General features: G+C 70.7%; 23 protein-coding genes. 1 reads left to right on the top strand and 22 read right to left on the bottom strand.

Annotated elements, in window-relative coordinates; all coding sequences use genetic code 11:
- Positions 1–11: 11 nt before the first annotated feature.
- The 19 genes from CRP49_RS00430 to CRP49_RS00520 all read right to left on the bottom strand — a co-directional run bounded on the left by CRP49_RS00430 (position 12) and on the right by CRP49_RS00520 (position 17,541).
- Complete coding sequence (locus CRP49_RS00430) at positions 12–929, bottom strand: TIGR03854 family LLM class F420-dependent oxidoreductase (protein WP_097251611.1); 918 nt, start codon at positions 927–929, stop codon at positions 12–14.
- A gap of 31 nt (positions 930–960) precedes the next feature.
- Complete coding sequence (locus tag CRP49_RS00435; protein ID WP_143669938.1) at positions 961–1,770, bottom strand: thioesterase family protein; 810 nt, start codon at positions 1,768–1,770, stop codon at positions 961–963.
- Positions 1,760–2,740: a beta-ketoacyl synthase N-terminal-like domain-containing protein gene (locus tag CRP49_RS00440; protein WP_097251613.1), complete on the bottom strand. Its 981-nt coding sequence runs from the start codon at positions 2,738–2,740 to the stop codon at positions 1,760–1,762. The genes CRP49_RS00435 and CRP49_RS00440 overlap by 11 nt, the downstream gene beginning before the upstream one ends.
- Positions 2,737–3,963: a beta-ketoacyl synthase gene (locus tag CRP49_RS00445; RefSeq protein WP_097251614.1), complete on the bottom strand. Its 1,227-nt coding sequence runs from the start codon at positions 3,961–3,963 to the stop codon at positions 2,737–2,739. The genes CRP49_RS00440 and CRP49_RS00445 overlap by 4 nt, the downstream gene beginning before the upstream one ends.
- Positions 3,960–4,202 (bottom strand): acyl carrier protein, encoded by a 243-nt coding sequence (locus CRP49_RS00450; RefSeq protein ID WP_094219868.1) that lies wholly within the window; start codon positions 4,200–4,202, stop codon positions 3,960–3,962. Before CRP49_RS00450 ends, CRP49_RS00445 begins: the two co-directional genes overlap by 4 nt.
- A 76-nt stretch (positions 4,203–4,278) precedes the next feature.
- Entirely contained in the window at positions 4,279–5,055 is a 777-nt protein-coding gene (gene fabI / locus CRP49_RS00455; protein ID WP_094219869.1) for an enoyl-ACP reductase FabI, read from the bottom strand.
- A 15-nt stretch (positions 5,056–5,070) separates the two neighbouring features.
- Complete coding sequence (gene fabG, locus CRP49_RS00460) at positions 5,071–5,775, bottom strand: 3-oxoacyl-ACP reductase FabG (protein WP_097251615.1); 705 nt, start codon at positions 5,773–5,775, stop codon at positions 5,071–5,073.
- A gap of 25 nt (positions 5,776–5,800) precedes the next feature.
- On the bottom strand, positions 5,801–6,229 hold the full coding sequence (locus CRP49_RS00465) for a thioesterase family protein (protein WP_097251616.1): 429 nt from the start codon (positions 6,227–6,229) through the stop codon (positions 5,801–5,803).
- 22 nt (positions 6,230–6,251) lie between these two features.
- Positions 6,252–7,439, bottom strand: coding sequence for an acyl-CoA dehydrogenase family protein (locus tag CRP49_RS00470; RefSeq protein WP_097251617.1), 1,188 nt, complete (start codon positions 7,437–7,439; stop codon positions 6,252–6,254).
- On the bottom strand, positions 7,436–9,010 hold the full coding sequence (locus CRP49_RS00475) for an amino acid adenylation domain-containing protein (protein ID WP_097251618.1): 1,575 nt from the start codon (positions 9,008–9,010) through the stop codon (positions 7,436–7,438). Before CRP49_RS00475 ends, CRP49_RS00470 begins: the two co-directional genes overlap by 4 nt.
- Positions 9,007–9,804 (bottom strand): ketosynthase, encoded by a 798-nt coding sequence (locus CRP49_RS00480; RefSeq protein ID WP_097251619.1) that lies wholly within the window; start codon positions 9,802–9,804, stop codon positions 9,007–9,009. Before CRP49_RS00480 ends, CRP49_RS00475 begins: the two co-directional genes overlap by 4 nt.
- Complete coding sequence (locus CRP49_RS00485) at positions 9,801–11,006, bottom strand: beta-ketoacyl synthase (protein WP_097251620.1); 1,206 nt, start codon at positions 11,004–11,006, stop codon at positions 9,801–9,803. The genes CRP49_RS00480 and CRP49_RS00485 overlap by 4 nt, the downstream gene beginning before the upstream one ends.
- Positions 11,003–11,263 carry a hypothetical protein gene (locus tag CRP49_RS00490; protein WP_097251621.1) on the bottom strand — a complete coding sequence of 87 codons (261 nt, stop codon included), beginning with the start codon at positions 11,261–11,263 and terminating at the stop codon, positions 11,003–11,005. Before CRP49_RS00490 ends, CRP49_RS00485 begins: the two co-directional genes overlap by 4 nt.
- Positions 11,260–11,529 (bottom strand): phosphopantetheine-binding protein, encoded by a 270-nt coding sequence (locus CRP49_RS00495; protein ID WP_179851452.1) that lies wholly within the window; start codon positions 11,527–11,529, stop codon positions 11,260–11,262. The genes CRP49_RS00490 and CRP49_RS00495 overlap by 4 nt, the downstream gene beginning before the upstream one ends.
- A gap of 124 nt (positions 11,530–11,653) precedes the next feature.
- Positions 11,654–12,778 carry an aminotransferase class V-fold PLP-dependent enzyme gene (locus CRP49_RS00500; RefSeq protein ID WP_097251623.1) on the bottom strand — a complete coding sequence of 375 codons (1,125 nt, stop codon included), beginning with the start codon at positions 12,776–12,778 and terminating at the stop codon, positions 11,654–11,656.
- Between the two features lie 17 nt (positions 12,779–12,795).
- Positions 12,796–14,019, bottom strand: coding sequence for an MFS transporter (locus tag CRP49_RS00505; RefSeq protein WP_097251624.1), 1,224 nt, complete (start codon positions 14,017–14,019; stop codon positions 12,796–12,798).
- The gene (locus tag CRP49_RS00510) at positions 14,019–15,266 is read right to left on the bottom strand and encodes an ATP-grasp domain-containing protein (RefSeq protein WP_097251625.1); all 1,248 of its coding nucleotides are present in this window, start codon (positions 15,264–15,266) and stop codon (positions 14,019–14,021) included. The genes CRP49_RS00505 and CRP49_RS00510 overlap by 1 nt, the downstream gene beginning before the upstream one ends.
- A 99-nt stretch (positions 15,267–15,365) precedes the next feature.
- Positions 15,366–16,367: a proline dehydrogenase family protein gene (locus tag CRP49_RS00515; RefSeq protein ID WP_097251626.1), complete on the bottom strand. Its 1,002-nt coding sequence runs from the start codon at positions 16,365–16,367 to the stop codon at positions 15,366–15,368.
- Between the two features lie 37 nt (positions 16,368–16,404).
- Positions 16,405–17,541, bottom strand: a complete 1,137-nt coding sequence (locus CRP49_RS00520) for a fatty acid desaturase family protein (protein WP_218892948.1) — start codon at positions 17,539–17,541, stop codon at positions 16,405–16,407.
- A gap of 499 nt (positions 17,542–18,040) precedes the next feature.
- Between CRP49_RS00520 and CRP49_RS00525 the strand changes: the two genes are divergently transcribed.
- Positions 18,041–18,910, top strand: coding sequence for a LysR family transcriptional regulator (locus CRP49_RS00525; RefSeq protein ID WP_097251627.1), 870 nt, complete (start codon positions 18,041–18,043; stop codon positions 18,908–18,910).
- Between the two features lie 26 nt (positions 18,911–18,936).
- Here the strand turns inward: CRP49_RS00525 and CRP49_RS00530 are convergent, their stop codons facing one another.
- From CRP49_RS00530 to CRP49_RS00540, 3 genes are read right to left on the bottom strand one after another with little or no spacing between them, the layout of a single operon-like run.
- Entirely contained in the window at positions 18,937–20,223 is a 1,287-nt protein-coding gene (locus CRP49_RS00530; RefSeq protein WP_097251628.1) for an ABC transporter substrate-binding protein, read from the bottom strand.
- Positions 20,220–21,254: a hypothetical protein gene (locus CRP49_RS00535; protein WP_143669939.1), complete on the bottom strand. Its 1,035-nt coding sequence runs from the start codon at positions 21,252–21,254 to the stop codon at positions 20,220–20,222. Before CRP49_RS00535 ends, CRP49_RS00530 begins: the two co-directional genes overlap by 4 nt.
- Positions 21,254–22,786 carry a VWA domain-containing protein gene (locus CRP49_RS00540; RefSeq protein ID WP_097251630.1) on the bottom strand — a complete coding sequence of 511 codons (1,533 nt, stop codon included), beginning with the start codon at positions 22,784–22,786 and terminating at the stop codon, positions 21,254–21,256. Before CRP49_RS00540 ends, CRP49_RS00535 begins: the two co-directional genes overlap by 1 nt.
- Positions 22,787–22,813 lie beyond the last annotated feature (27 nt).

Here is a 22,813-nt window from a genome sequence, read left to right on the forward strand (position 1 = left end):
GCGGCGGCACGTCAGCGGTTCTCGAGGGGCATCAGCTCGGTCGTGAACGCCTCGACGAAGGCGCGGCGGGAGGTCACCGGGCCCGCCGGGCGCACCACGAACTTCGACAGGCCTGCGTCGGTGTACCGGCGCAGCTGGTCGCGGGCGTCGGCCCAGCCCCAGCACAGCAGGGTGCGCGGGTCGGCCACGTCGGGGCGGTCCTGGCGCAGCCGGGCCAGCAGGGCGTCCACGGCGTGCTCGTCGGCGTCGTCCTGGACGATCGTCAGGTAGGTGCCGTAGTGGTCCTCGTCGATCGTCCGGGACGCGCGGTCGGCGGCGCGGACGATCCGGGCCCGGCAGACCTCGGCCTCGGCCGGGGTGATGGTGCTGCCGAGCCAGCCGTCGCCGAGCCGTCCGACCCGGTCCAGCGCGGCCGGCACCCGGCCGCTGAGCCACAGGTCCAGGGGCCGCGTGGGCAGCGGGGCGACCGAGGCCTCGTCCAGGTGGAAGAACCGGCCGTGGTGGGTGACGACCGGCTCGGTCAGCAGGGCCCGCACCACGCCCAGTGCCTCCTCGAACACCTCGGCGCGCCGCCCGTCCGGCACGGGGAACACCGTACGGTCGGCGGGCCGGGCGGGGCGGACGCCGAAGACGGGCAGCACGCGGCGCGGGGCGAGCGCGGCCAGGCTCGCGAGCTGCGCCGCGAGCACCGCCGGGTTGCGGCCGGGCAGGACCACCACGCTCATGCCCAGCTTCAGCCGCTCGGTGCGGCCCGCCGCATAGGCGACGGCGACCAGCGGATCGACCACGCCCGGCGCCGAGACCAGGTCCGAGAACCACACGGAGTCGACCCCGTGCGTCTCCAGCTCGGCCACCAGACGGGCCAGATCGGGATCGCCGGGCGGTGTACCGCGCTCGGGCACGTTCCCCACGCCGATGCGAATCTTCATACCGGTATCAGATCGCCTTCCCCGCCGGCCGTCACTTCTGCGCGGCGGTGTCGGCGCGCCGGAGCAGCCTGCCGAGCGTGGTGGCCGTCGACAGGAGGATGCCGTCGGCGGTCCGGTGGGTTCCCTCGGCCAGCGCGATGCCGTCGGTGATGGTCGCCTCCGTGGTGAGGCGGCGCCACGCCTGGATGGGGACGTGCCGCGTCCAGCGGACGCCCAGATCCAGGGTGATCGGCTGGACGGTGCCGACTCCCTCGCTGCGGAAGACACACTCCAGCAGGAAGCTGTCGAAGAGCAGCAGGTCGACGGCCGCCCCGTGCGTCGCTTCGCCGATGAGGTCCGGGCGGCCCCTGACCCAGACCTCGCACCGGGGGACGCCGTCCCCCAGCCCGGCCGGGGTGAGCGGGTAGTCGATGGCCCGGACCTCGAGGTTCTTGAAGAAGGCGACCTCGTCCTCCAGCCAGGTCACCGGGGCGGCCGATGCCGGGGGTTCCACGCCGGTGACGGTCTCGTCGGTCGGCACCAGCCGGCTGTCGAGCAGCCAGGCCTGGGCGGTGAAGACCAGTTCGTCTCCCTGGATCAGGTCGACGCGGACCAACTCGGTGCTCCGGCCCTTCCGGACGGTCTCGACGCGGCCCTCGATGGGGCCGGGCGAGGCCGCCCGCGGATAGGAGCCCTGGATTCCGCCCAGGACGAGATGCGGTGCGAACGCCCGGGCGACCTCGCTCGCGAACGCCGCCACGCAGCCGCCGAAGACGCGGCCCGCGAACATCCATTCCTCGCCGACCGTCCCTCGGAAGCCCGAAGTGGACGGCGTGACGGCGAAGGCGGTCTCAAACGACAACGGTTTCTCCCTTGACTCGCAGGACAGCGGCGGCCGCGATGCCCTGGGGTTCGGCCGAGGTCAGCAGCGCGAACCGCTCGGCCGGCCCCGAGGCAGCTGCGTGGCTCAGGACGGCGGCCAGTTGGAAGGGGCCCGACGCGGCATGGACCTGGCCCAGGGACTCCGTCAGCGGCGGCAGCACCGTCGCCTCGGGGCAGACCGTGGCCAGCGCCTTGGACTCCGCGTCATCCGACGTTCCCGAGCCGACGGCGGCCCACACCCGGTCGGGCGAGGTACGGGTCAGCACCCGGTCCGCGGCCTTGAGCACCGCCGTACCGATGTCGCCGTCCACGGCCACCACCGACGCGACGGCGAGCACCTCGGCCAGACCGTCGGAGGCACTGCGCTCCAGACGGACCAGGGCGCAGCCCTCCGCCAGCGGTGTGGTGCCGTCACCGACCCACGTACGCGCCTCGGTCAACTCCTCGGCGGCGCCCGCGAGGAGGGTGTCCGCGCGGCCCGTCAGCAGCAGGCGCCGGCAGTAGCCGAGGGCCGACAGCCCGGTGGACCGGCCCCCCGCGAGGGTGGCGTTGGGTCCCCTGAGGCCGTGCCAGATCGCGGTCTGGCTCGCGACGCTGTTCATGGCCGCGTTCTGGATGACCGTCGGCTGGATGTGGTACGGCTTCCCGCGCTGCAGCGAGGCCCGGTTGACGTCCAGGATGTTCTGCGCGCTGCCGTTGGTCGTCCCGAGCACCAGTCCCGTACGGGCGCGGTCGTCGTCCTCGGTGAGCAGCCGGGCGGCGGTCGCCACGGACAGGGCCGTGGCACGGCTCATGGCCCGGGTGCCCTGCTGCCCGAGGAACTCCCGCGGTTCGAAGTCCGGCACCGGCCGGGGCCCGTCCGGAAGGGGACGGCCCGACACGGTGCCCTGTGCGAAGTCCTGGTCGTCGGTGCCGTACGGGGACAGGGCCGACCAAGCAGTAATGATCATCGGGATTCCTCGTAACGGCCCAGCAGGACGATGGCGTTGTTGCCGCCGAAGGCGAAGCCGTTGTTCTGCACGATCCGCACGTCGGCGGGGACCGACCGGTTGGGGACGCAGTCGATGCCGAGTTCCGGGTCCGGCGTCCGGTGGTTGACCGTCGGCGGCAGGAAGCCCTCGGTGATCGCGATCGACGAGGCGATCGCGCCGAGCGCGGCGGAGGCGCCCATCGTGTGACCGAGCATCGACTTCAGCGAGATGACGGGGGGTGTCCGGTCGCCGTAGACGGACTTGATCGCGCGGATCTCCGTCACGTCGTTGGACTTGGTGCCGGTTCCGTGTGCCGAGATCAGGTCCACGTCCTCGGGCCGCACCCCGGCGTCGCGCAGGGCCGACTCCATGCACCGCTGGATGCTCTTCTCCTCGGGTGCGAACGCGTGGTGGGCGTCGCAGTTCAGCCCGTAGCCGAGGACCTCCGCGTGGATGGTCGCTCCCCGCGCCCGTGCCGAGGTCAGGCTCTCCAGGAGCAGGATCCCCGCTCCCTCGCCGCTGAGGATGCCCTTGCGGTCGGCGTCGAACGGGCGGCACCGGTCGGGGGACATGATGCCCAGCCGGTAGAACGAGGCGAACGACCGCCGGCAGACGGCGTCGACGCCGCCCACCAGGGCGTAGTCGGCGTCGCCGACCCGGATGGCGTCCAGCCCGTCCCCGATCGCGTAGTTGCCCGCCGAGCAGGCGGTCGGGAACGTCATCGGGGTGACGTCCTCGAGCCCGAACTCCCAGGCGATGGAGGCGGCCAGCCGGTGGGTCCCGGCGCGCTCGACGAGCGCCGGGTCCACCGCGTCGGCTCCCCGCGCGACCGTGTCGGCGGCCAGCGCGTCGAGATCCTGCGCCTCGCCGTCGGCGGTGCCGACCGAGATGTGACCCGGACGGTCCCGCAGCTCCTCAGCGGCAAGTCCGGCCTCGGCCAGGGCCATTCGGGTCGCGGCCACGGCGAAGGCGCTCGCCCGGCCGAGCTGGTCCACCGGGGTCCGGGTGATCCAGTCGGCCGGATCGAACCCGGTGACCTCGGATCCGTTGGCGTAGGCGAATCCCGTGGTGTCGAACGCGGTGAGGGGCGCGACCTCGTTGCGGCCGGCCCGCAGCCCCTCGGCGAACTCCGCCACGCCGAAGCCGATGCTCGACACCACGCCACGGCCCGTGAGGACGACCCGCTCCGGCGTACCGGTCATGCCTCGGCCAGCACGTCGTAGATGCCGGCCAGGCTCACCATGCGCGGGGCCTCGGCCTGGTCGATGCTGACGTCGAGCGTGTCCTCGAGGGCCGTCAGGATCTCGATGACCGCCAGCGAGTCGGCGCCGAACTCCTCGGTGTACACGGTCGTTTCCGTCAGTTCGGCGGGCTCGACCTCCAGGATGTCGCAGACGATCTTCTTCACGCGTTCCCGAATGTCGTCGGTGATCTCTGCCATGTCGATCTCCTTGTCCGTAGAGCAGTTGTCGTGGGGCGCTGTCCGTTGAGCGCTGTCCGTGGGGCGTGACGGTCGGTCAGGCGCCGATGATGTTGACTCCGCCGTCGACGTGCACGATCTCCCCGGTGGTCGAGGGGAACCAGTCCGACAGCAGCGCCACACAGGCCTTGGCCGCCGGGACCGGGTCGGCGGTGTTCCAGCCCAGCGGGGCCCGGTCGCCCCAGACGCCGGCCACCTCCTGGAACCCGGGGATGCCCTTGGCGGCCGGGGTGTCCAGCGGCCCGGCCGCCACCAGGTTGACGCGTACGCCCTGCGGTCCGACGTACCGCGCCAGGTAGCGGGAGCACGCTTCGAGTCCCGCCTTGGCGACGCCCATCCAGTCGTAGAGCGGCCAGGCCTGGGAGGCGTCGAAGTCCAGGCCGACGACCGATCCGCCGCCCTTCATCAGCGGGAGGCAGGCCACGGTCAGGGACTTCAGGGAGTAGGTCGAGGCGTGCATCGCCGCACCCACGTCGTCCCAGGAGGTGTGGAGGAAGTTGCCGCCGAGTGCCGTCTGCGGAGCGGCGCCGATCGCGTGCACCACGCCGTCGAGCGTGGGTACGTGTTCGCTGATCCGGTCCGGCAGTTCCGCCAGCTGCGTCGCGTTCGTCACGTCGAGTTCGATGACGGGCGGCGCGGCGTCCGGGCCGGAGGGCAGCCGCCTGGCGATCCGTTCGGTCAGCCCGCGGCGGGGATAGGCGGTGAGGAGGACCTGCGCCCCTTGTTCCTGCGCGATCTTCGCGACGTGGAATGCGATGGAGTCCTGGGTGAGCACCCCGGTGACCAGGATGTTCTTCCCCTCAAGGATTCCCATGAACGGCTTCCTCCCTCAGAGTCCCATGGCCAGGCCGCCGTCGACCGGGACGACGGCTCCGGTGACGTAACCGGCGTCCGCGCCGGCCAGGAAGCGCACGACCTTGGCGACCTCCTCGGGGGAGGCGGTGCGGCCGAGCGGGATGCGGTCCACGGCGGCCGCCTTGATCTGGTCGCTGAGTCCCGCGGTCATGTCGGTGTCGACGAACCCGGGCGCGACCACGTTCGCGGTGATGTTCCGCCGGCCGAGTTCCCGGGCGAGCGAGCGGGCGAATCCGACCAGTCCCGCCTTCGAAGCGGCGTAGTTCGACTGACCGCTCTGGCCGTTGAACGCGACCACCGAGGAGACGAAGACGAGCCTGCCGGAGCGGGCGCGGATCATGTTCTTCACCGCACGCTTCGCGACCCGGTACGCGCCCGTCAGGTTGGCGTCGAGCACCGCGTCGAAGTCCTCTTCGCGCATCACCGCCAGGATCTTGTCCCGGGTGATCCCGGCGTTGGACACCAGGACCTCGACGGGTCCCTGCTCCGCCTCGACCTTGGCGAAGGCGCTGTCCACGTCCTCGGCGCTCGTCACGTCACACTTCACGCCGAACAGTCCGTCCGGCGCCTCGCCCGACCGATAGGTCACGGCCACGGCGTCGCCGGCGGCGGCCAGCTCCCGGGCGATGGCCAGGCCTATCCCCCGGTTTCCGCCGGTCACCAATACCGATCTCGTCATCAATGCCCCCGAATCACGATGGTTGTCATGCGGTCCGCAGCGGCGCGACCTCGCCCAGCGCCTCGACCAGCCGCGGGGGCAGCAGCGTGCTGCCCGATCCGTCGGTGGCCACCGCGACGTAGACGATGCAGCCGGTGGCGGTGATCGCGTCGTCGCGGGTGAAGGCGAAGTCCAGGGTGAAGCTCTTCTTGCCGATCCGTGCCGTGCTCATCCGCACCTTGGGCCGGTCGGCGAGGGTGATGGCCGCCTTCCAGTCGATCTCGACATGGGCGACGTGCACGTCGACGCCCAGCTCGGACCAGGTGTCGTACGGCAGGTCACGTGCGAGGAAGAAGCCGTCCACCGCCTCGTCGACGTGGGCCAGGTACCACATGTTGAACATGACGCCCTGGCGGTCGATCTCGAAGAAGCGGGGCACGACTGAGTGCTCGAACACCGCGCCGTCCTCGGTCATGAGGTCTCTCCAATCGTTCGGTTCACCAGGAGAACGCCTTCTCGTCGCGGAGGTCGACGCCCAGCGCGCCCTTGCCGAGGTATTCCAGGCACTCTTCCGGCTTGGCCGGCATCACCGCCCCGTACTGGAGTTCGCGCAGCAGCCGCTCGATCGGCTTGGCGCGGCTCACGGCCGCCGAACCGCACAGCGAGACGGCGGCCCGGGCCAGCTCCGGGCCGAGGTCGGCCACGGCGTACTTGGCGGCGTGGACCAGGGTGTTGGCCGTGGCGCCGCCGCGGCCGAGGTCGACGGCCTCACCGGCGCGTTCGACCAGGGCGCGGGCCGCGTGCAGGCGGGCGGCGTTCAGTCCCACGGTGCGCTGGACGACGGCCGATTCCGCCTTCTTGGGCGCGGCGGTCACATGGTCGACGACGGCCTGCTGCACGGCCTCGGCGATGCCCAGGTAGGCGCCGGTGTAGCCGGCGACCATCCAGTGCGGTTCGCGGATCACCTTGGGCAGCGACAGGCCCTCGATGCCGAGGAACAGCCGGAACCGGGGCACGGTGACGGCGTCCAGGGTCATGTTGGCGGTGCTGGTCCCGTACATCGCCGTCAGGTTGTGGATCTCCCCGAACCGGACCCCGGGGTCGTCCTTGCTCACCAGGAAGTGCGAGATGCGTCCCGGGTCGTCGGAGTCCTCGGGCCGGGCGGGGACCGCGTAGTAGTCCGCGATGCCGGCCAGCGACACGAACGACTTCTCGCCCGTGATCACGAACCCCTCGCCGTCGTCGGTCCGCCGGTAACGGGTCTGCAGTCCGCGCAGCTTCGCTCCGCCGGCGGGTTCGGACGCGGCGGACGCGAAGATCTTGCGGCCGCCCACCACCTCGTCGAAGAGCCAGGTGCGGAACTCCTCGGCCATCGGCGGCAAGGGCGTGTCCGCCGACTCGCACAGCGGTCCGATGACGGCGTTGTGCATGTTCAGCCCGAGTGCCGCCGCGCCGTTGTGGAAACCGACGGCGGACAGCACCCGCCAGTAGTCGGCGAAGCCGAGCCCGGCGCCGCCCGCCCGGCGCGGCACCAGCAGGGTCAGGAAACCGGCCTCGGCGAGGAGGTCGTAGGGCTCCCGGAGGTCGCCGGTGCGGGCGTCCACGCCGGCCGCCAGCGGCGCCAGCTTCTGTCCGACCTGGTGGGCGGCCTCAAGGATCTTGTCGAAGTCGTCGGGAAGCGTCATCGTGTCTCCTTCGGCGGCGAGGGCTCCGGCGGCGCCTCGGCCGCGAGCGTCAGACGGTCGGTCTTTCCGCGGGCGTTGAGCGGGAACGCGGAGAGCACGACGGCCCGGTCGGGGACCATGTACAGCGGGAGCTGGGTGCGCAGCAGCCCGAGGACGTCCCGTTCGGACACCGTGCCCTGCGTGTACGCCCAGACCTCGCCCTCGTGCTCGCCGGTCTTGGCGACGACGGCGGCGGCCCGGATCCCTGGAGCGTCGAGCAGCACGCTCTCGATCTCTCCGATGTCGATGCGGTAGCCGTGCCGTTTGATCTGGGAGTCCTTCCGGCCGAACAGCACGATCTCGCTGCCGCTCGTGCGCCTGCCGAGGTCTCCGGTCGGATAGGCGCGGCGGACGACGCCGTCGGCGAAGCGGACCTGCCGGGTCGGGTCGTGCAGTGCCCCGTCCACCAGGTAGCCCAGGAAGACGGTCGCGCCCGCTACATGGATCTCGCCCCGGTCGGCCGTGGGCTCACCGGTCTCGTCGAAGACGTCCACGACATCGCCGGGAACGGCCGAACCGATCGTGGCCTCCTGCTCCGCCGTCCACGTCGGCGGGACCCGCAGGAAGGTGCAGACGTTCGTCTCCGTGGGCCCGTAGAAGTTGTGGACGGGCCGGTCGCCGGCGAGGCGCAGAAGCGTCTCCAGTGGGCGCGGCGGGAAGGGCTCGCCCGCGTACACCAGCGTCCGCAGGTCGGACGGGAAGGCGTCGGCGATGCCACCCCGTTCGAGCATGTTGACGTAGAGGGACGGCACCGCGTACAGGACGCTGATCCGGTGTTCGGTGAGCCAGTTGACGACATCGGCGGGGAACGCCTTCAGCCGTTCCGGCATCAGTACGGTGCACGCGCCGGCCGCGGCGGCGGAGAACAGGTCGTACGTGCTCAGGTCGAAGGTCAGGGCGGCCTGCGACCCGATGCGGTCGGTGGGACCGAGGCCCGTTTCGGCGGCGGCCCAGACGGCGAAGTGCGCGACGTTGGCGTGCGACAGCAGCACGCCCTTCGGCACACCCGTGCTGCCCGAGGTGAACAGCACATAGCCGCCGTCGCGCGCGGGCTCGGGAAGCGGCTCCACCGGCGCCTGCTCCCGCGTGCGCAGCAGGCCGATGCCGCCGTCGAGGTCATGGACCTCGGGAACCTCGTCGCCGCCCACCGCCTTGCGGGCGATGTTCTCGGACGAGGCGACGGTCAGCAGCCGGGTCAAACCGCCCTGACGCAGCATGCGGCCGGTGCGGACGACCGGGTTGCGGACGTCCAGGGGTGCCACGACCGCTCGGGCGCGCAGTCCCGCGTGGATCGCGATGACGGCCTCGGCCGACTTGGGGATGAAGACCCCGATCCGGTCGCCGGGCCGCACTCCCTGTCCGGCGAGCCGTGCGGCGAGGCGGCCGACGGCGTCGTCGAGTTCGGCGTACGTCCAGACGCGGTCGCCGTCCACGAGGGCCGGCCGGTCCGGGTACGTCCGGGCGGCGCGGGCGAGCAGCCCGTCCAGCCGTTCTTCCGTGTGCTGTGTCGTGGGCTCGGCTGTCGCGGTCATGAGGGCTCCCTCAGCAGCAGCCGCAGCTCACGCTCGCCCAGTGCGGAACCCACGTTCACGGCGACCGCCCCCGCCGCGGCCGCCGCACGCTCGGCGCGCACGGTGAGGTAGAGCTGGACGAGACCGGCCAGGCTCCCGAAGTCCGACAGGTGTTCGTCGGCGTCGGGGGTCACGGCGGCCCGGGCCGTCCCGGGTGTGGGGTCGGCTCGGCGGATCAGGAAGGCGACGGCGGCGTCGACCCGTGCCGCACCGGCCTGCGGCCCGCCGTCCTGCAGCTGTGCGTGGGCGTCGAGCGGCCGGGTCTCGGTCGCCAGGTCGACGCCGAGCAGCAGCACCTGGTCCATGCCGTCGTCGAGGATCGTGTCGACGAGGTCGAGGGCTTCGCCGCGCAGATCGCCGCGGAGGGCGACGCAGGTGGTCGGTCCGGTGATGGCGTAGTCGCGGGCGACCACGCCGAGGATCGTCGTCGGCACCGATTGGTAGAACAGCAGCGGGTTGGCCACCCGCCCGGACGTCAGCAGCTTGCTGCCGAGATCGGCGGTGACCGTGTCGCCGTAGAGCGTCGCCAGCACCAGGCCGGTGCGCGCTCCCTCGTCGCCGAAGGCCTCGCCGCCCGTGACACCGGCCAGGCAGCGGTCGATGACGGACTTGATCAGCGGGCTGAAGGCCGACTCCACGAAGCCGGGCACCCGGCCCGGTTCGACGGGCTCGACCGTGAGGGCGCCGGCCGCGATGCCGGACGGCACGACGAGCGCCTCGGAGACCAGGAGTCGTTCGGTACGCGTGTCGATCATGCTCGCTCCAGGAGCAGCGCCGTGTTGGCCCCGCCGAAGGCGGAGTTGGTCGAGATCGCGCGCCGCAGACCCTGCCGACGGGGGCCGTCGGTCACGTAGTCCAGGTCGAGCGCGGGATCGGGCGTGGTGAAGTTGGCCGTGGGCGGGACGATTCCGTGGGTGAGGGCCAGCAGGGTGATCACGGCCTCCACGGCTCCGGCGCCCTCCAGGGTGTGTCCCGTCGTGCTCTTGGTCGAACTGACGGGCAGGTGCGCGGCCCGGTCCCCGAACACCCGGCGCAGCGCGGCGGTTTCGGAGGTGTCGTTGGAGGCGGTGCCCGTGCCGTGCACATTGACGTAGTCCACGGCGTCGGGGCCGAGTCCCGCGACGCGGAGCGCGGACTCCATCGCCGTCGCGGTGCCGCGGCCTTCGGGGTGCGGCCGGCTGGCGTGGTAGGCGTCGGAGGAGATGCCCCAGCCCGCGATCCGGGCGAGCACGTTCGCGCCCCGCGCGGCCGCACTGGCCTCGGACTCCAGCATCAGGCACGCCACTCCGTCGCCGAGCAGCAGCCCGGTGCGGTCCTTGGAGAAGGGGCGGACGTGGCCGTCCTTGGCGAAGGCGCGTGCCGAGTCGAACTTGGCGAACAGCTCCCGCTCGACCAGGTAGGACCCGCCGGCGAGCAGCGCGTCGGCCCGTCCCCGGCTGATGAGGCGGCTGGCGTGGATGATGCTGTCGGCGGAGGCCACACAGGCGTTGAGGAAGGTCATGCGCAGCGGTCCGACGCCGAGCGCGTCCCCCACACCGTGGGAGAGCTGGCCGGGCACGCTGTCCTTCAGGAACGCCGTGTCGGGCGTGTCCGCACCGTCGGCCAGCGAGCCCCAGTACCGGGTGATCGGCCGGTAGTCGCCCTGGCTGCCGACGAGCACGCCGGAGATCTTCGACTCGGCGATGCCCGCCATGTCGATCGCGGCCCGAGAGCAGGCCACCAGGGCGTCGTGCTGACGCGGCGGCGGATCGCCCGCGAAGCTCACCTCCGGGATCTCCGGGCCGCTGCCGTCGTATACGGCCGCCGACTTGCACCGGAACGGCGAAATGTCGAACCGGTCCACCTCGCGGAATGCCGGACGGCCCGAGAACACCCCGTCGAGCAGTGCCTTCTCACCGAAACCGAAAGCGGTGAAGACACCGAAACCCGTGACGACGACGCGCTGGGATTCCGTCATCGGCCGTCTCCTGACGCCGCGACGGCTCCTTCGGTCAGCGCGTTGACATACTCGGCGATCCGGTTGATGCTGGAGAAATCCTCGGCCCGGACTTCCCTGAGGTCGAGTTCGACGCCGAAATCGGTGCGCAGACTGTGGTCCAGCCAGGCGAGCGAGAAGGAGTCGACCAGGATTTCCGAGTCGTCCTCGATGTCCTCCACGCCGGCCAGCGTCTTGCCGTCGACGAGGATCCTCCGGATGTCGTTGGATGTGATCACCGGGAACCACTGTTCTCCGCGCTCGCGCCGGCGGCCACTGCCGAACGCTGCCTGACGACCTCGTCGATGAACTCCCCGAGCGTTCCGTTGATCAGCAGCTCCAACGCCTCGTCGGAGAACTCGATGTTGTACTCCCGCTCGAGGTGAACCGTCACCTCGAGAATGCCGATCGACTCGAGTCCGAGACCCTCCGGGCCGATCGAGGTGTTCAGGTCGACATCGTCGTCCAGTTCCAGGCCGACGGTGTCTTCCATGATGTGGGTCACGAGTGCGAGTATTTCTTGCCTCTCCGCTTCCTGGCTTTCTATGGGCATCTCTGCCCCTCCTTCGACTCGATGAGACGGGTGTGAAAAAGGCGGGTGTGAAAACGCGGGTGTGAAAACCGCTGGGTCAGCGCAGGACGTCGCGCAGCGCGTCGGCGAACGTCTCCACGTCGGCCATGGAGTTGTAGTAATGCGGGGATACGCGCACCGCGAATTCGACGCCCGCGGTGCGCATGTACAGGGGTGTGTGACTGCCCTGCGCGATCCACACGTTGACCCCGCGCGCTCGCAGCTCGGCCCGGATTCGCTCGGGCGACACCCGGTCGTGGGTGAACGTGACGATGGCGGCATGCCGGGAGCCGGGGTCCACCAGCCGCGTCCCGGGCAGCTCCTCGATCACCGCACGTACGGCGTCGCGCAGCGGGCCGGGGCCGCTGTCGGTGCGGGCGAGATGGTGGCGGACCGCCGCGTCGAGGCCCATGACGCCCGCGCTGCCGCGCTCGGCGTACTCGAACCGGCGGGCGCTGCTGGTGTTCACCTCGTAGTCGTCGTCCGCGACCATGTCGGCGATGTGCAGGTCGTGGAAGGGCAGCGAGACCCGGGCGCGCAACCGGGGCCCGATCGCGGCGAATCCGGTGCCGCGCGGCCCGCGCAGGAACTTGCGTCCCGCGCCGGTGAGCAGGTCGCAGCCGATGGACGCGACGGAGACCGGCAGCTGTCCCACCGACTGGCAGGCGTCGATGCCGTAGAAGCACCGCCAGGGCGCGAGGATCTTCCCGATCTCCTCGACCGGTGTGACGATCCCGCACCCGGACGGCACATGGGGCACGGCGACGAAGGCGACGTCGTCACCGATGTGCGCGCTCATCCACTCCAGGTCCAGGTCGCCGTCGGCCACCAGCGGTACGACCTCGATGGTGAGGCCGAAGCGGCGGCGCAGCTCGGTCCACAGGATGAGGTTGCCGGCGTACTCGTACGGCGTCACCCAAATCCGGTCGCCGGAGGTGAACGGGAGGTGGGACACCACCGACGACCAGGCGCGGGTGGCGCTGTCGAAGAGGGCGATGTCGTCGGCGGGGGCGTCCAGTGCGCGGGCGAGCGTCTCGTACACCCCGTGTTCGAGGGTGTCCGCGTGGCGCTGCTCGGCCTCGTAGGCGCCGCCCCGCGCCTCTTCGGCCAGGTAGCCGGTCATGGCCTGGGTCACGGTCTCGGGCATGAGGCCCGCGCCCGCGTTGTTGAAGTGGATGGGCATGCGCCAACTCCGTTGGGTCAGGAGACAGGAGCGGGTTCCGGCTCGGGCTCGGTCAGCCAGAGGTAGGAACTGCGCCGGACGGTGACGATCAGGACGAGCGCGATGCCGACGGCGGCACCGACCACGTACCACGGGGTCGCCGCGTGGCCGCCTGCCGTGAGCATCAGGCTCAGCTGGGGCACGGCGATCAGGCCCACGTTGACGCCCGCCGAGTAGAGCCCCATGTTGCGGCCGGTGACGGACGGGTCGGAGACCTCGCTGACGTAGTGCAGGAGCGCCGGGAAGACGATCATCTCGGCCGCGGTCCACAGCAGCGTCGCGCCCACCAGCGCGGGGCCCGAACCGGACAGGCCCATCAGCGCGAAGCCCGCGCCGGCCAGCAGATAGCCGACCAGCAGCGAGGCGTAGTGGCTCACGTTCCGCATCGCCGTGTTCAGCGGCACCTCGAAGAGCACGATGGCGCCGGCGTTGACGAAGAAGATGATGCCGGCCCAGAAGCTGTCGAGGCCGCGCTCGTGGATCACGTAGGCGCTGAGGAAGGTCGGCGGCAGCGCGTACGCGAGATGGATCGGGAGAGCCAGCAGGAAGATCGTCCAGAACCGGGTCTCGCCCTTGAGGGTCGGCGCCACCATGCGCCCCCGGACCTGCTTCTCCCCCGCCGCCACGGCCCCCTTGGAGGTCCGCAGGGTGAGGAACACGGCGGTCGCGAGGACGACACAGGCGTTGATGAGGAACAGGCCGGCCGGCCGCCAGGCGAACACGAGTCCGCCCAGCGCCGGTCCGAGGCCCATGCCGACGTTGATGGCGAGCCGGTTGCAGGAGAAGGCGACCTTGCGGTCGCTCTCCCGCGAGTACCGCACAGTCTCCGCGTACGCGGCCGGTGTGAACGCCTCGTAGAAGAAGCCCCAGACGAGGGTGCCCACCGTGAGCAGCGCGGCGCTTTCCGCCAGCGGAAGGACCAGCACCAGCGCCGCGTTGCCCACCAACCCGCTGATCATCACGGTCCGCGCGGAAACGAACCGCAGGACCGGCCCGGCCGCGATGTCGGCGGCCAGCGCGCCGACACCATAGGCGCCGACGATCGAGCCCACCTGCCCCGCGGAGTAGTCGTTCTGTGCCACCAGATAGGCGGACAGGAACGGGAACGCCATGGTTCCGGACCGGAAGAGGAGGGTGGTGATGAACAGGGTACGCAGTTCGGGCGCGAGCCCGCGGACCGCGTGCAGAGTGCTGCGCAGCATCAGACGAGGTACACCTTGTCCTTCAGTTCCTGGAGGCGCTTGTAGTCGTCGAGGACGGCTTCCTGGGTGACCCCCGTCATGAAGATGCGGAGGGGGCTGGTGAGGAGGTCGACGGTACGGCGGACCCGGCCGCCCACCGGCACCTTCACGCTCGGCAGGAACACGGTGGGCAGGGCGGCGATCTCCCGGACGACGGCCTCGTCGATCGCCTTGACCTCGCCCTCCTGTGCGCTGGGCGCGTTGTAGACGACGGCCGGCTGGCGCCGGGTGTAGACGCGGTCGCCGTAGCGCTCCAGGAACTCCTGGGGCCGCATGTAGGACAGGGCGATCAGGTCGGCCTGGTTGTGGCCGAGGCAGACCTGGTGGAAGTCCGGGTTCATGTCGCCGTTGAGCCGGGCGCCGATCTCCACCAGCGCCGGGCCGTTGGAGGTCATCTTGACCTCGGTGTGGGTGGGCCCGAAGCGGATGTTCATGGCCTCGAGGACCTGGTCCACGTAGGCGATCAGCTCGGGCACGGGGAACTCGTCGGCCGGCAGCAGCACATCCTTGTCGTAGATGTTCTTGCCGTTGACGAGCGTCTTCTCGTACTTCCAGACACCGCAGACGAAGCGGTGGCCGTCGTGGCTGACGGTGTCGACGATGTACTCCTCGCCGTCCAGGTAGGACTGGATGAGCACCTCGCGGTTGGGCAGGTCGAAGATGTCCCGCGCGGCCAGCACCTGCTGGGCGGCCTCGCGCACCTCGTCCGCGGTGTTGCAGATGAACACTCCGTCGGTGGAGGCGGAGCTGAGCGGCTTGATGACCACGGGGTAGGTGCCGTGCGCCTCGGCCCAGTCGACGAGGGCCTGCGGGTCGTCGCTCTTGAACTGGTCCGCGCAGTGCAGGCCCGCGGCCCGCAGGACCTCGATCATCTGGTACTTGTCCCGGCGGGCGGCCGACAGGCGCGAGCCGTTGCTGGCCGTGCCCATCAGCTCGCTGAGCCGGTCGGAGAGCGGCACTCCGGGCTCCTGCCCGGCGAGCACGGCGCTGACGCCGTGCGAACGCAGCTCCTTGACGATCTGCTCCTCGTCCTCGAAGACGAGGTCGGCGATGTAGTCGGCCGTGTTGGGCAGCAGCATCGAAGTCATCCACTCCGGCGTGCTGCGGACATGGACGACTTGGGCACCCAGACGGGTGAAGGCCGCAGGAAGGAAGTTTCCTGTGGAGTAACCGTCGACGATGGCGGCAACAGGCGGAGTGGAGGACAACGGACTACCTTCTTTCGGGTTGGAGCAGGTCGTGCTCGCGGGTGGGAACCTCGCGGGTCGGTACGCGAGGGTCAGTACTCGCGGATGAGTACGCGCTGATCAGTACTCGGAGCCGAAGCGGACCCGCTCCGGTTCGTACAGGTCGGCCAGAGCGGTCAGGGCGACCGGCGGGTACTCGGCGAGGCGGTGCAGGAAGTGCAGCCACCAGTTCTGCCCGTACACCGTGGCCACACGGCACGGGATGCCGCGGTCCTTGTGTGCCTTGAGCAGGGGCGGGCGGCAGCCGTGCAGCATCTCCAGCTCCTCGACGCGCTCCAACAGCCCACGGCTGTCGAGCAGTTCGAGAAGCGTGGCGTCGTGGGTGGCCACGGCCACGGGGTTGCCGTGGTCGAGGATGCGCTCCAGGATCCGGGCGTAGCGGTCGTTCAGCTCGGGGCCGCGGGGCAGCGCGACGTCCGGGGCCTCGTTGTACACGCCCTTCACCAGGCGGATCTTGCGGCCGAGCGGCAGGACGGTGGCGAGGTCGTCCTCGGTGCGGTGCAGATGGGCCTGGAGGGTCAGCGCGACGTTCTCGTGGTCCTCGGCGAGGCCCTTGAAGACCGTGAGGATGTCGTCCACGAAGGACGAGCGCTCCATGCTGATGAGGATGCCGATGCCCTGCGGGGCGGCGGCCTTGAGCAGGGCGGCCGTGTTGTCCGCGCCGGTCTGGGGCGAGATGAGGGAGCCGACGTTCGACAGGTCGAAGCCGAGCTGGGTGGGGGTGGCGAGGCCGGCGCTCTGGTGACGCTCGATCAGCTTGAGGTACTCGTCGACGACATCGCGCACCTCGTCGGCGTTGCGGGCCTCCTCGCCGACGAACTCGACGCCGGTCCGGTAGCCCTTGGCCTCCAGGACCGGCAGCCGCTCGAAGAGACCGTCCTGGTCGGCGGCGACTATGTAGCGGTTGGCGGCCGGTGCGAGCAGCGCGGCCATCAGCGGGTTGTCCACGAAGGCGCTACGGCAACGGGTGTCCGCGGCCAGCTTCTTGAGGCCGTTGGTGGCCAGGCGCAGCAGTTCGGGGTCCAGAGCGGCGGCCGCCTGGGCGTCCACGACGTGACTCATGTGGGGGTGTCCTCTCGGAAGAAGCGACGGGGCTGGGTCAGGCGGCGGTGACGACCCGGGCGAGGGCGGCCGCCTCGGCGAACGTGCCGCCGTCGATCTCGGTGGGGTCGCCTCCGTTGCGCCGCCAGTCGCGGTACTTCGAGGCGTAGCTGATGAGGGTCTCCTGGTTCTCGCGGCCCCGGGAACGGGTCAGGACGCCGGCCCACAGGCCGTCCCAGCGGGCGTAGGCGGTGTCCTCCAGGAGGACCTGGTGGGCCCGCTTCATGTTCCAGAACGGCACGCCGGTGTTGAGGTGGTGCACCAGGTGGTAGTTGTCGTGGTGGCGTCCCAGCAGGAAGCGCTCGATGGCCCAGCCGTGGCGGTTGCGGGTCATGAGGATCTGCTTGTTCTCGCTCTCCGGCAGCGGGTAGTGCTCGGCCAGTTCCGAGAGCCAGCCGACCGCGATAGCGGTGGTGAAGAGCGGGACGAACCAGAACAGCAGCAGCTCGATCAGCCAGCCCTGCCAGGCGCACAGGCCGATGATGCCGGCCCACTGCACCAGCAGGAGGACGCGCTCCGTGGAGAGCCGGATGGGCATGGAGACCGCGACGTCCTTCGGGCTGAAGAAAATACGGTCCCGAATGACGTAGCCCGCGTATTCGAGGGTCCGCATGCCGAACACGGCCAGCGCGATGTTCTTGAGGAAGAACTTCTTGTCGGAGATGCGGTGGTCGTAGATTCCGACGCCCACGTGGAAGTTGTAGTCGGGGTCCTTCTCCGGATCACCCAGGTAACGGTGATGGAAACCTATGTGGGAATTCCGGTACGGGTTGTACAGATGCAGCACCAGGTACCCCGAGAAGACGGTGCCCAGTGTCACGTTGAGGCGCTGATTCTTGGTGAGAACCTTGTGTGAAGACTCATGCAGGAGATTGACGAACGCCCGCTGGGTCGACCCGATGAGAATGGCGGCGATCGGGTAGAACCAGTACGACACTCCGACGCACAGGTAGACCGAGGCGGCGACCAGCAGGTAGTCGCACAGGATGGCCAGCGGCGCGTGGTGGTTGTCCAGCTCGCAGAGCTGTTTGAGGCGCTTGCGAACTCCTCGGTCGAGCCTGCTGAAGTCCAGGCTCAGATCTTCTGCACTTTCCAGTTCTTCACCACTCGCGTTTGCTGCGCTTTGAGCAGGCAAGGTCACGTCCCCCAGACAAAGAAATGGACATGCCGCAGCGCAGGTCTATGCGCTGGACATGAAAAGGAAGCCCGTTCAGGCCTGACAGGCCATACCACCGGACTGCATCCGGGATGCGTCAGACAGGGGCGGTCTGCAAGGGGACCACAGGTGAACCCTGGGAAAAGAAATCCTTGACACTAACAACCCCCGTTGGTGGCGCCTTCGCTTGAGTCAAACACGCTCGACAGGCCGGTTACAAGGGCGAAACTTCGAACCTCGGCAGCCTGCGGCCGGATACTGACTCAAACCCATTCTCGGTCAGTGGAATATATGCTCTTTAAATGACACAAAACAAGCCGAGCGCGGGCGCGACGATGGCGCAATCCTTCCTTTAGGGGTGGGTGTTGCAGCCCCGTGGCGCCGCACGACCTCGATGGTCATCCCTCACGCACCGTCCGCCCCCATAAGCAGAGTCGATGGCCATAAGCGATGCCGGGGCGGGGGTTATGCTCCGGTGATGCCCACGACGCTTGCCATGCTGCGCGCCTTCGCCGCCGTCGCCCGTACGGGTTCGTTCCAGCGGGCGGCCGACTCCCTCAAGGTGCGGCAGCCGGCGGTGAGCGACGCGATCCGCCGCCTGGAGTCCGAGGCCGGCCGGCCGCTCTTCAGCCGCACCCGCGACGGCGTGCATCTCACCGACTTCGGGCGGCAGTTGCTCGCCGACGCCCTCGCGGCCGTGGACGCGGCCGACCAGGTCGACGCGCTGCTCGCGGACCGCAGGCCGAGTCTCACGATCGGCTTCATGGGGGAGGCGGCCGGCCGCCGCACCTCGTGGCTGATGAAGCTCGTCCGGGACGAGACCAATGCCGACATCACCCTGCGCCGCTACGACTACGCCGACCCGAGCTGCGGTCTGACGTCCGGTCAGTCCGACCTCGCCATCGTGTGGCCGCCGCTGGACGACCCCACGATCCGGAGCCTGACGGTGGCCAGTGACCGTCGGGCCGTCGCCCTCCCCCTGGACGATCCCCTGGCCGGCCGTGACCGCGTCGAACCGTCCGAACTGGCCGGGCGCACCTGGGTCGTTCCCCTCTCCGAGGACCGGGCCTGGGCCGAGTTCCGCACCCCGCAGGCCGTGGGCATCACCGACCTGCGCGACATGGTCATGTCGCGGTCCATCGAGGAGACCCTCGAACTCGTCTCCGTCGGCCGCGGCGTCGCGCTGGTCTCGGAGAGCACCGACGAGCACTACGCCCGGGCCAACGTGGTCATCGTGCCCCTGTCCGGGAACATCCACTGCTCGACCGCGCTCGCCTGGCGCAGCGCCGACCGGAGGGCCGTGGTACGACGGGTCGCCGAGGCGGCGCTCGACGCGACCGAGCCCTGAGGGTCCTCCATCGATCGTCTCCTCGTCTACGTGCGGTCGCATACGGATGTCACCCAGCTCAGGTTCTCCGCGCTGCCCAGGCTGTCCAGGTTCTTCAGCAGGTCGTCCAGCTGGCGCGGATCGGCGAGGAAGTCGATGGTCGCCTGGGCGAAGGCGTCGCGCACCGGGGGTGGCATGGCGTCGGAGGCGTCGAAGCAGTGGACCGCCTTGGGGTCGAGGAGGGTCCGGGCCAGGGAGCGGCGCCAGTCGGGGGTGGAGTCACCGGCCGTCGGCTGCGCGTGGGCGCTGACGGAGAGGCCGGCTTCCTTGGTGCTCCACGCCCGCTGGGTCTCGGCGGAGGCGAGGTGCCGGATCAGGTCCTGCGCCTGCGGGGTGGCGTGCAGCAGGGCGACCAGGTCGCCGGAGACCTCCCAGGCGTCGTCCGTGGTGGCGCCGGGAACGAGGCGGGCCGAGTGCTCGTAGCGGCCGCGCGCCTCCTTCCACGGATCCAGGTTGCGGATGAAGGAGGCCTGGTGCTCCAGGGTGCACTGGGGCGGATGCATCCTAACCAGCTCGGACGCCTCTTGGTACTCGGTCCGCAGTGCGCGCAGGACCAGATCCCTGGATCCTCCGGCGCCGACCATGGTCCCCCAGGTGGTCCAGGCCCCCTTCACCTCCTTGGACTGCCAGGGCAGCAGGCCCCGCGCCCAGCGCTCGTAGGTGCCGGGGCCGTACTGCTGCAGCAGGATGTCCTCGATCCAGTCGGTGCCGGGCCAGCCGCTGGTGGCGCCCGAGCCCATGCCGAGGCACCACTGGCCCGGCCGCTTCGCGGCGTTCTGGCGCTGCTGCGCGCTGACTCCCGGCGGGTACCAGACCATGCTCTTGAGGTCGGCCTTGAGCGGGAACCAGTACACGTGCCCTTTCCTCGGGGTTACCCAGGACTTGCTGAAGTCGCCCTGTGGGATGAGCTTCTCGAGCGGCCGCAGCTGCCCCTGGTCCGCGTAGGCGGCGAGTTCGCCGGGGCCGGTGAGCACCACCACGTCGGGCGGTGTGCCGGCCTCGACGTCGGCGCTGAGCACCTGGCTCTGCGCGGAGCTGCCCTGGTAGTCGACGTGGACGTGGTACTTGCGCTCGAAGGGGCCGATGACCGCCTTCCGGAAGTACTGCTCGTCCGCGCCCGTCCAGTTGGCGAGCAGGGTGACGGTCGGTTCCCGCCCGAGGGCGCGTGCGCCCAGTACGACGGCCGCCGCGAGCACGGCCAGGCAGCTCGCCAGCACGGTGACCGTGCGCGCCAGGCGGCGCCGGGTACGCGGGGTGGCCGCGGGGGCGCTCACCGGGGCCTGAACCGGTAGTCGTTGATGTGCTGCCGCAGACCCGTCTCGGTCAGCGCCATGAGCACGATGCCTCCCATCACGATCCACGCCGAGGCCGCCGCGCGGAAACCGGTGTGCGCCAGGTACGCGGCGGTGTGCTGCCCCGCGTCCGTGACGGCCTGCCCGGTCACCAGCCGGTCGAGCAGACCGCGGGTGTCCGTCATGCCCTGGCGCGTCCACACCGTGAACAGCACGAGGGTCGCGAACCCTGCGGCCAGCAGACCGCACGCGGCGACGAGTTGACGGTTGAACCTGCGCCGGAAGCGGCGGCGCAGGAAGAACTGGGTCTCCACCAGGGCCGCGCCCAGGGCGAGGACGAGCAGCGCGGTCACGCTCCAGCCGAGCCACAGCGCCCACCCGAAGGAGGTCTGCCGGCCGACCACGGTGCGATGTTCGTCCTGCAGCTGTCTGAGCCGGTCCTCGATGCCGGTCTTCGCGGTCTTCAGCATGCTGGTCGCGTAGCTCAGGTAGGCGTCCTGCAACACGCTTCCCTGGGGCTCCAGTTGGGCCTTCTGGACCATCCCCGTGTACCCGGTGATCAGTCCGGCGACCGTCTGCAGGGCCTGCCGTCCGCCCGGGCCGCCCACGTCGTCGGCGGCGGCCAGGGCGAGGCTCTGCGCGGCCACCGAGATCTGCTTCTGGAACTCGCTGGTCGACGGGGTCCCGCCGGTCGCGTCCGCCTGTGCCTCGTCGAGCGCGTACAGCGCGGTGTCGATGGCGACGACGGCGGGAGCGCTGGAGGTGCGCAGCGGGTTGGCGTCCGCGTGCACCCCCTCGTAGGACAGGAACAGGGACAGGGTCAGCAGGGCCGTGAGGGCCAGCAGCAGACGCCGGCGCAGACCGAGTTCGTACGCGGTCGTGCTGCCCGGCTCCGGCGGTCGTCGCCCGGCGCCGAGGAGGCGGCCGAGGAAGCGGGGCAGCGGGGTCCGGTCGCGGGGGCCCGTGCCGGGGCGCACGGCTCTGCCCGGCCTGCTTCTGGCGTCGACGCTCATCAGGCCCCCCTCAGCAGGCGGCCGCACTTGCCCCCGCAGTACACCGAGTCCGCCGGGCCGAGCCAGCCGCAGTCCGGGCACTCGACGAGGTCGTCGGCGCCAGGCGGGGCCTCAACGCCGATGGCCGGTGGACCGGCGGCGGGCGGACCCGCGGCGGGCTGCTCCGGCGGGGTGGTCATGGCGCTGGAGAGGATCAGGTGCTGCCAGTCGACGTCCTTGAGGCCGTCGCGGACCCGGCCCGTGCCCGGCTCGGCCTCGATCCGGCGCAGGGCGCCCAGCAGTTGGGCGTCGCCCAGGTCCTCGGCCAGCGCCAGCGCCCGGGCGAGTTCCCGGTCCGCCTCCGCCCTGCCCTCGGCGCGGCGCAGCCAGGCCCGGTAGGCCCGGGCCACGGCGGCGCTCGCCTGCTGGTACACCTCGTGGCGGCGGACCCCGGGATGCTGCCGAGACGCGTCGAGCGGGTTGTCGGTCCAGCGCACCAGGACGGGCTGCGGAGCGGGCAGCCGCACGGTGCGCCCGAAGTCGGGTACGACCACGTCCACGGCGGCGAGCTGGAGGTCCTCGCCGATCTCGCGGCCGGTCGGGTCGGCGGTCAGCACGACCTGGAAGTGCCGGGTCTCCTCGCCCCAGGCCCGGGTGACGTACTCGGTGCCGCGGGCGCCCAACTCGGCGCCGGTGGCGAGGAGTTCCTGCTCGTTCGGTACGACCTGCTTGACCTGGCGGATCACCGTGCCGGGCGTCGGGGTGATCTTGATGCGCAGCTCGGGGACGGCGGTACCGAGCAGTCCGTTCATCAACTCCTCGTAGGCGGCCGGGAGTTCCGACTCGCGGCGGACCGCTCCGGCCCGGCCGTGCAGCCGCCGGGTGATGCCCAGCAGGAGGTCGGCGTCCCAGTCGTCGCCGATGCCCCAGGCGTCGCAGACGAACCGGCCGTCGCAGGCCTCCAGGGCGGTGTCCAGGCGCATGGCGGCGCGGTGATCGTGTTCGTTGCGCCCGTCGGTGAGCAGCAGGACGTGTTTGACGGGCGCGGACTGCTTGCTCAGCAGCCGCCGGGCCAGGTCGAGCCAGTGGCCGATGGCGGTGCCGCCGTTCGCGTCCAGGAGTCGTACGGCGCGTTCGGCGGCCGCCCGCTCGGCGGGCCCGGCGACGGCCATGACCTCGTGGTCGGGGCCGGGGTGCACCACCGTGGCGTCGAACCGGCCGGAGAGCACGGCGAACGCGGTGCCCTCCGGCAGCAGCCTCAGGGCGGCGACCGTGGCGTCCTTGGCGGCGCGCAGTTTGGCGTCCGGGTGGAGCATGGAGCGGGAGGTGTCGACGATCAGCACCTCGGCGAGGGCGGGCCCGGACCCGCGGACGCCCCCGGTGACGAGGCCCTGGGCGCCGTTGTTCCGGACCTCGATCTCCAGGATGGCGTGCATCTCCCGGTCGCGGGACCGCCCGGCCGCGGTCGGCACGACGGGCAGTTCCTTCTCCTGGCCGACCGCGAGGGTCACCGTGACGTCCTCGGTGTGCTCGCCTCTCCCGCTCACGCTCATGGTCGCGTCCCCCTCGCTTCCCCGGTG

The organism is Streptomyces sp. Ag109_G2-15, from assembly GCF_900215565.1.
Lineage (GTDB): Bacteria > Actinomycetota > Actinomycetes > Streptomycetales > Streptomycetaceae > Streptomyces > Streptomyces diastatochromogenes.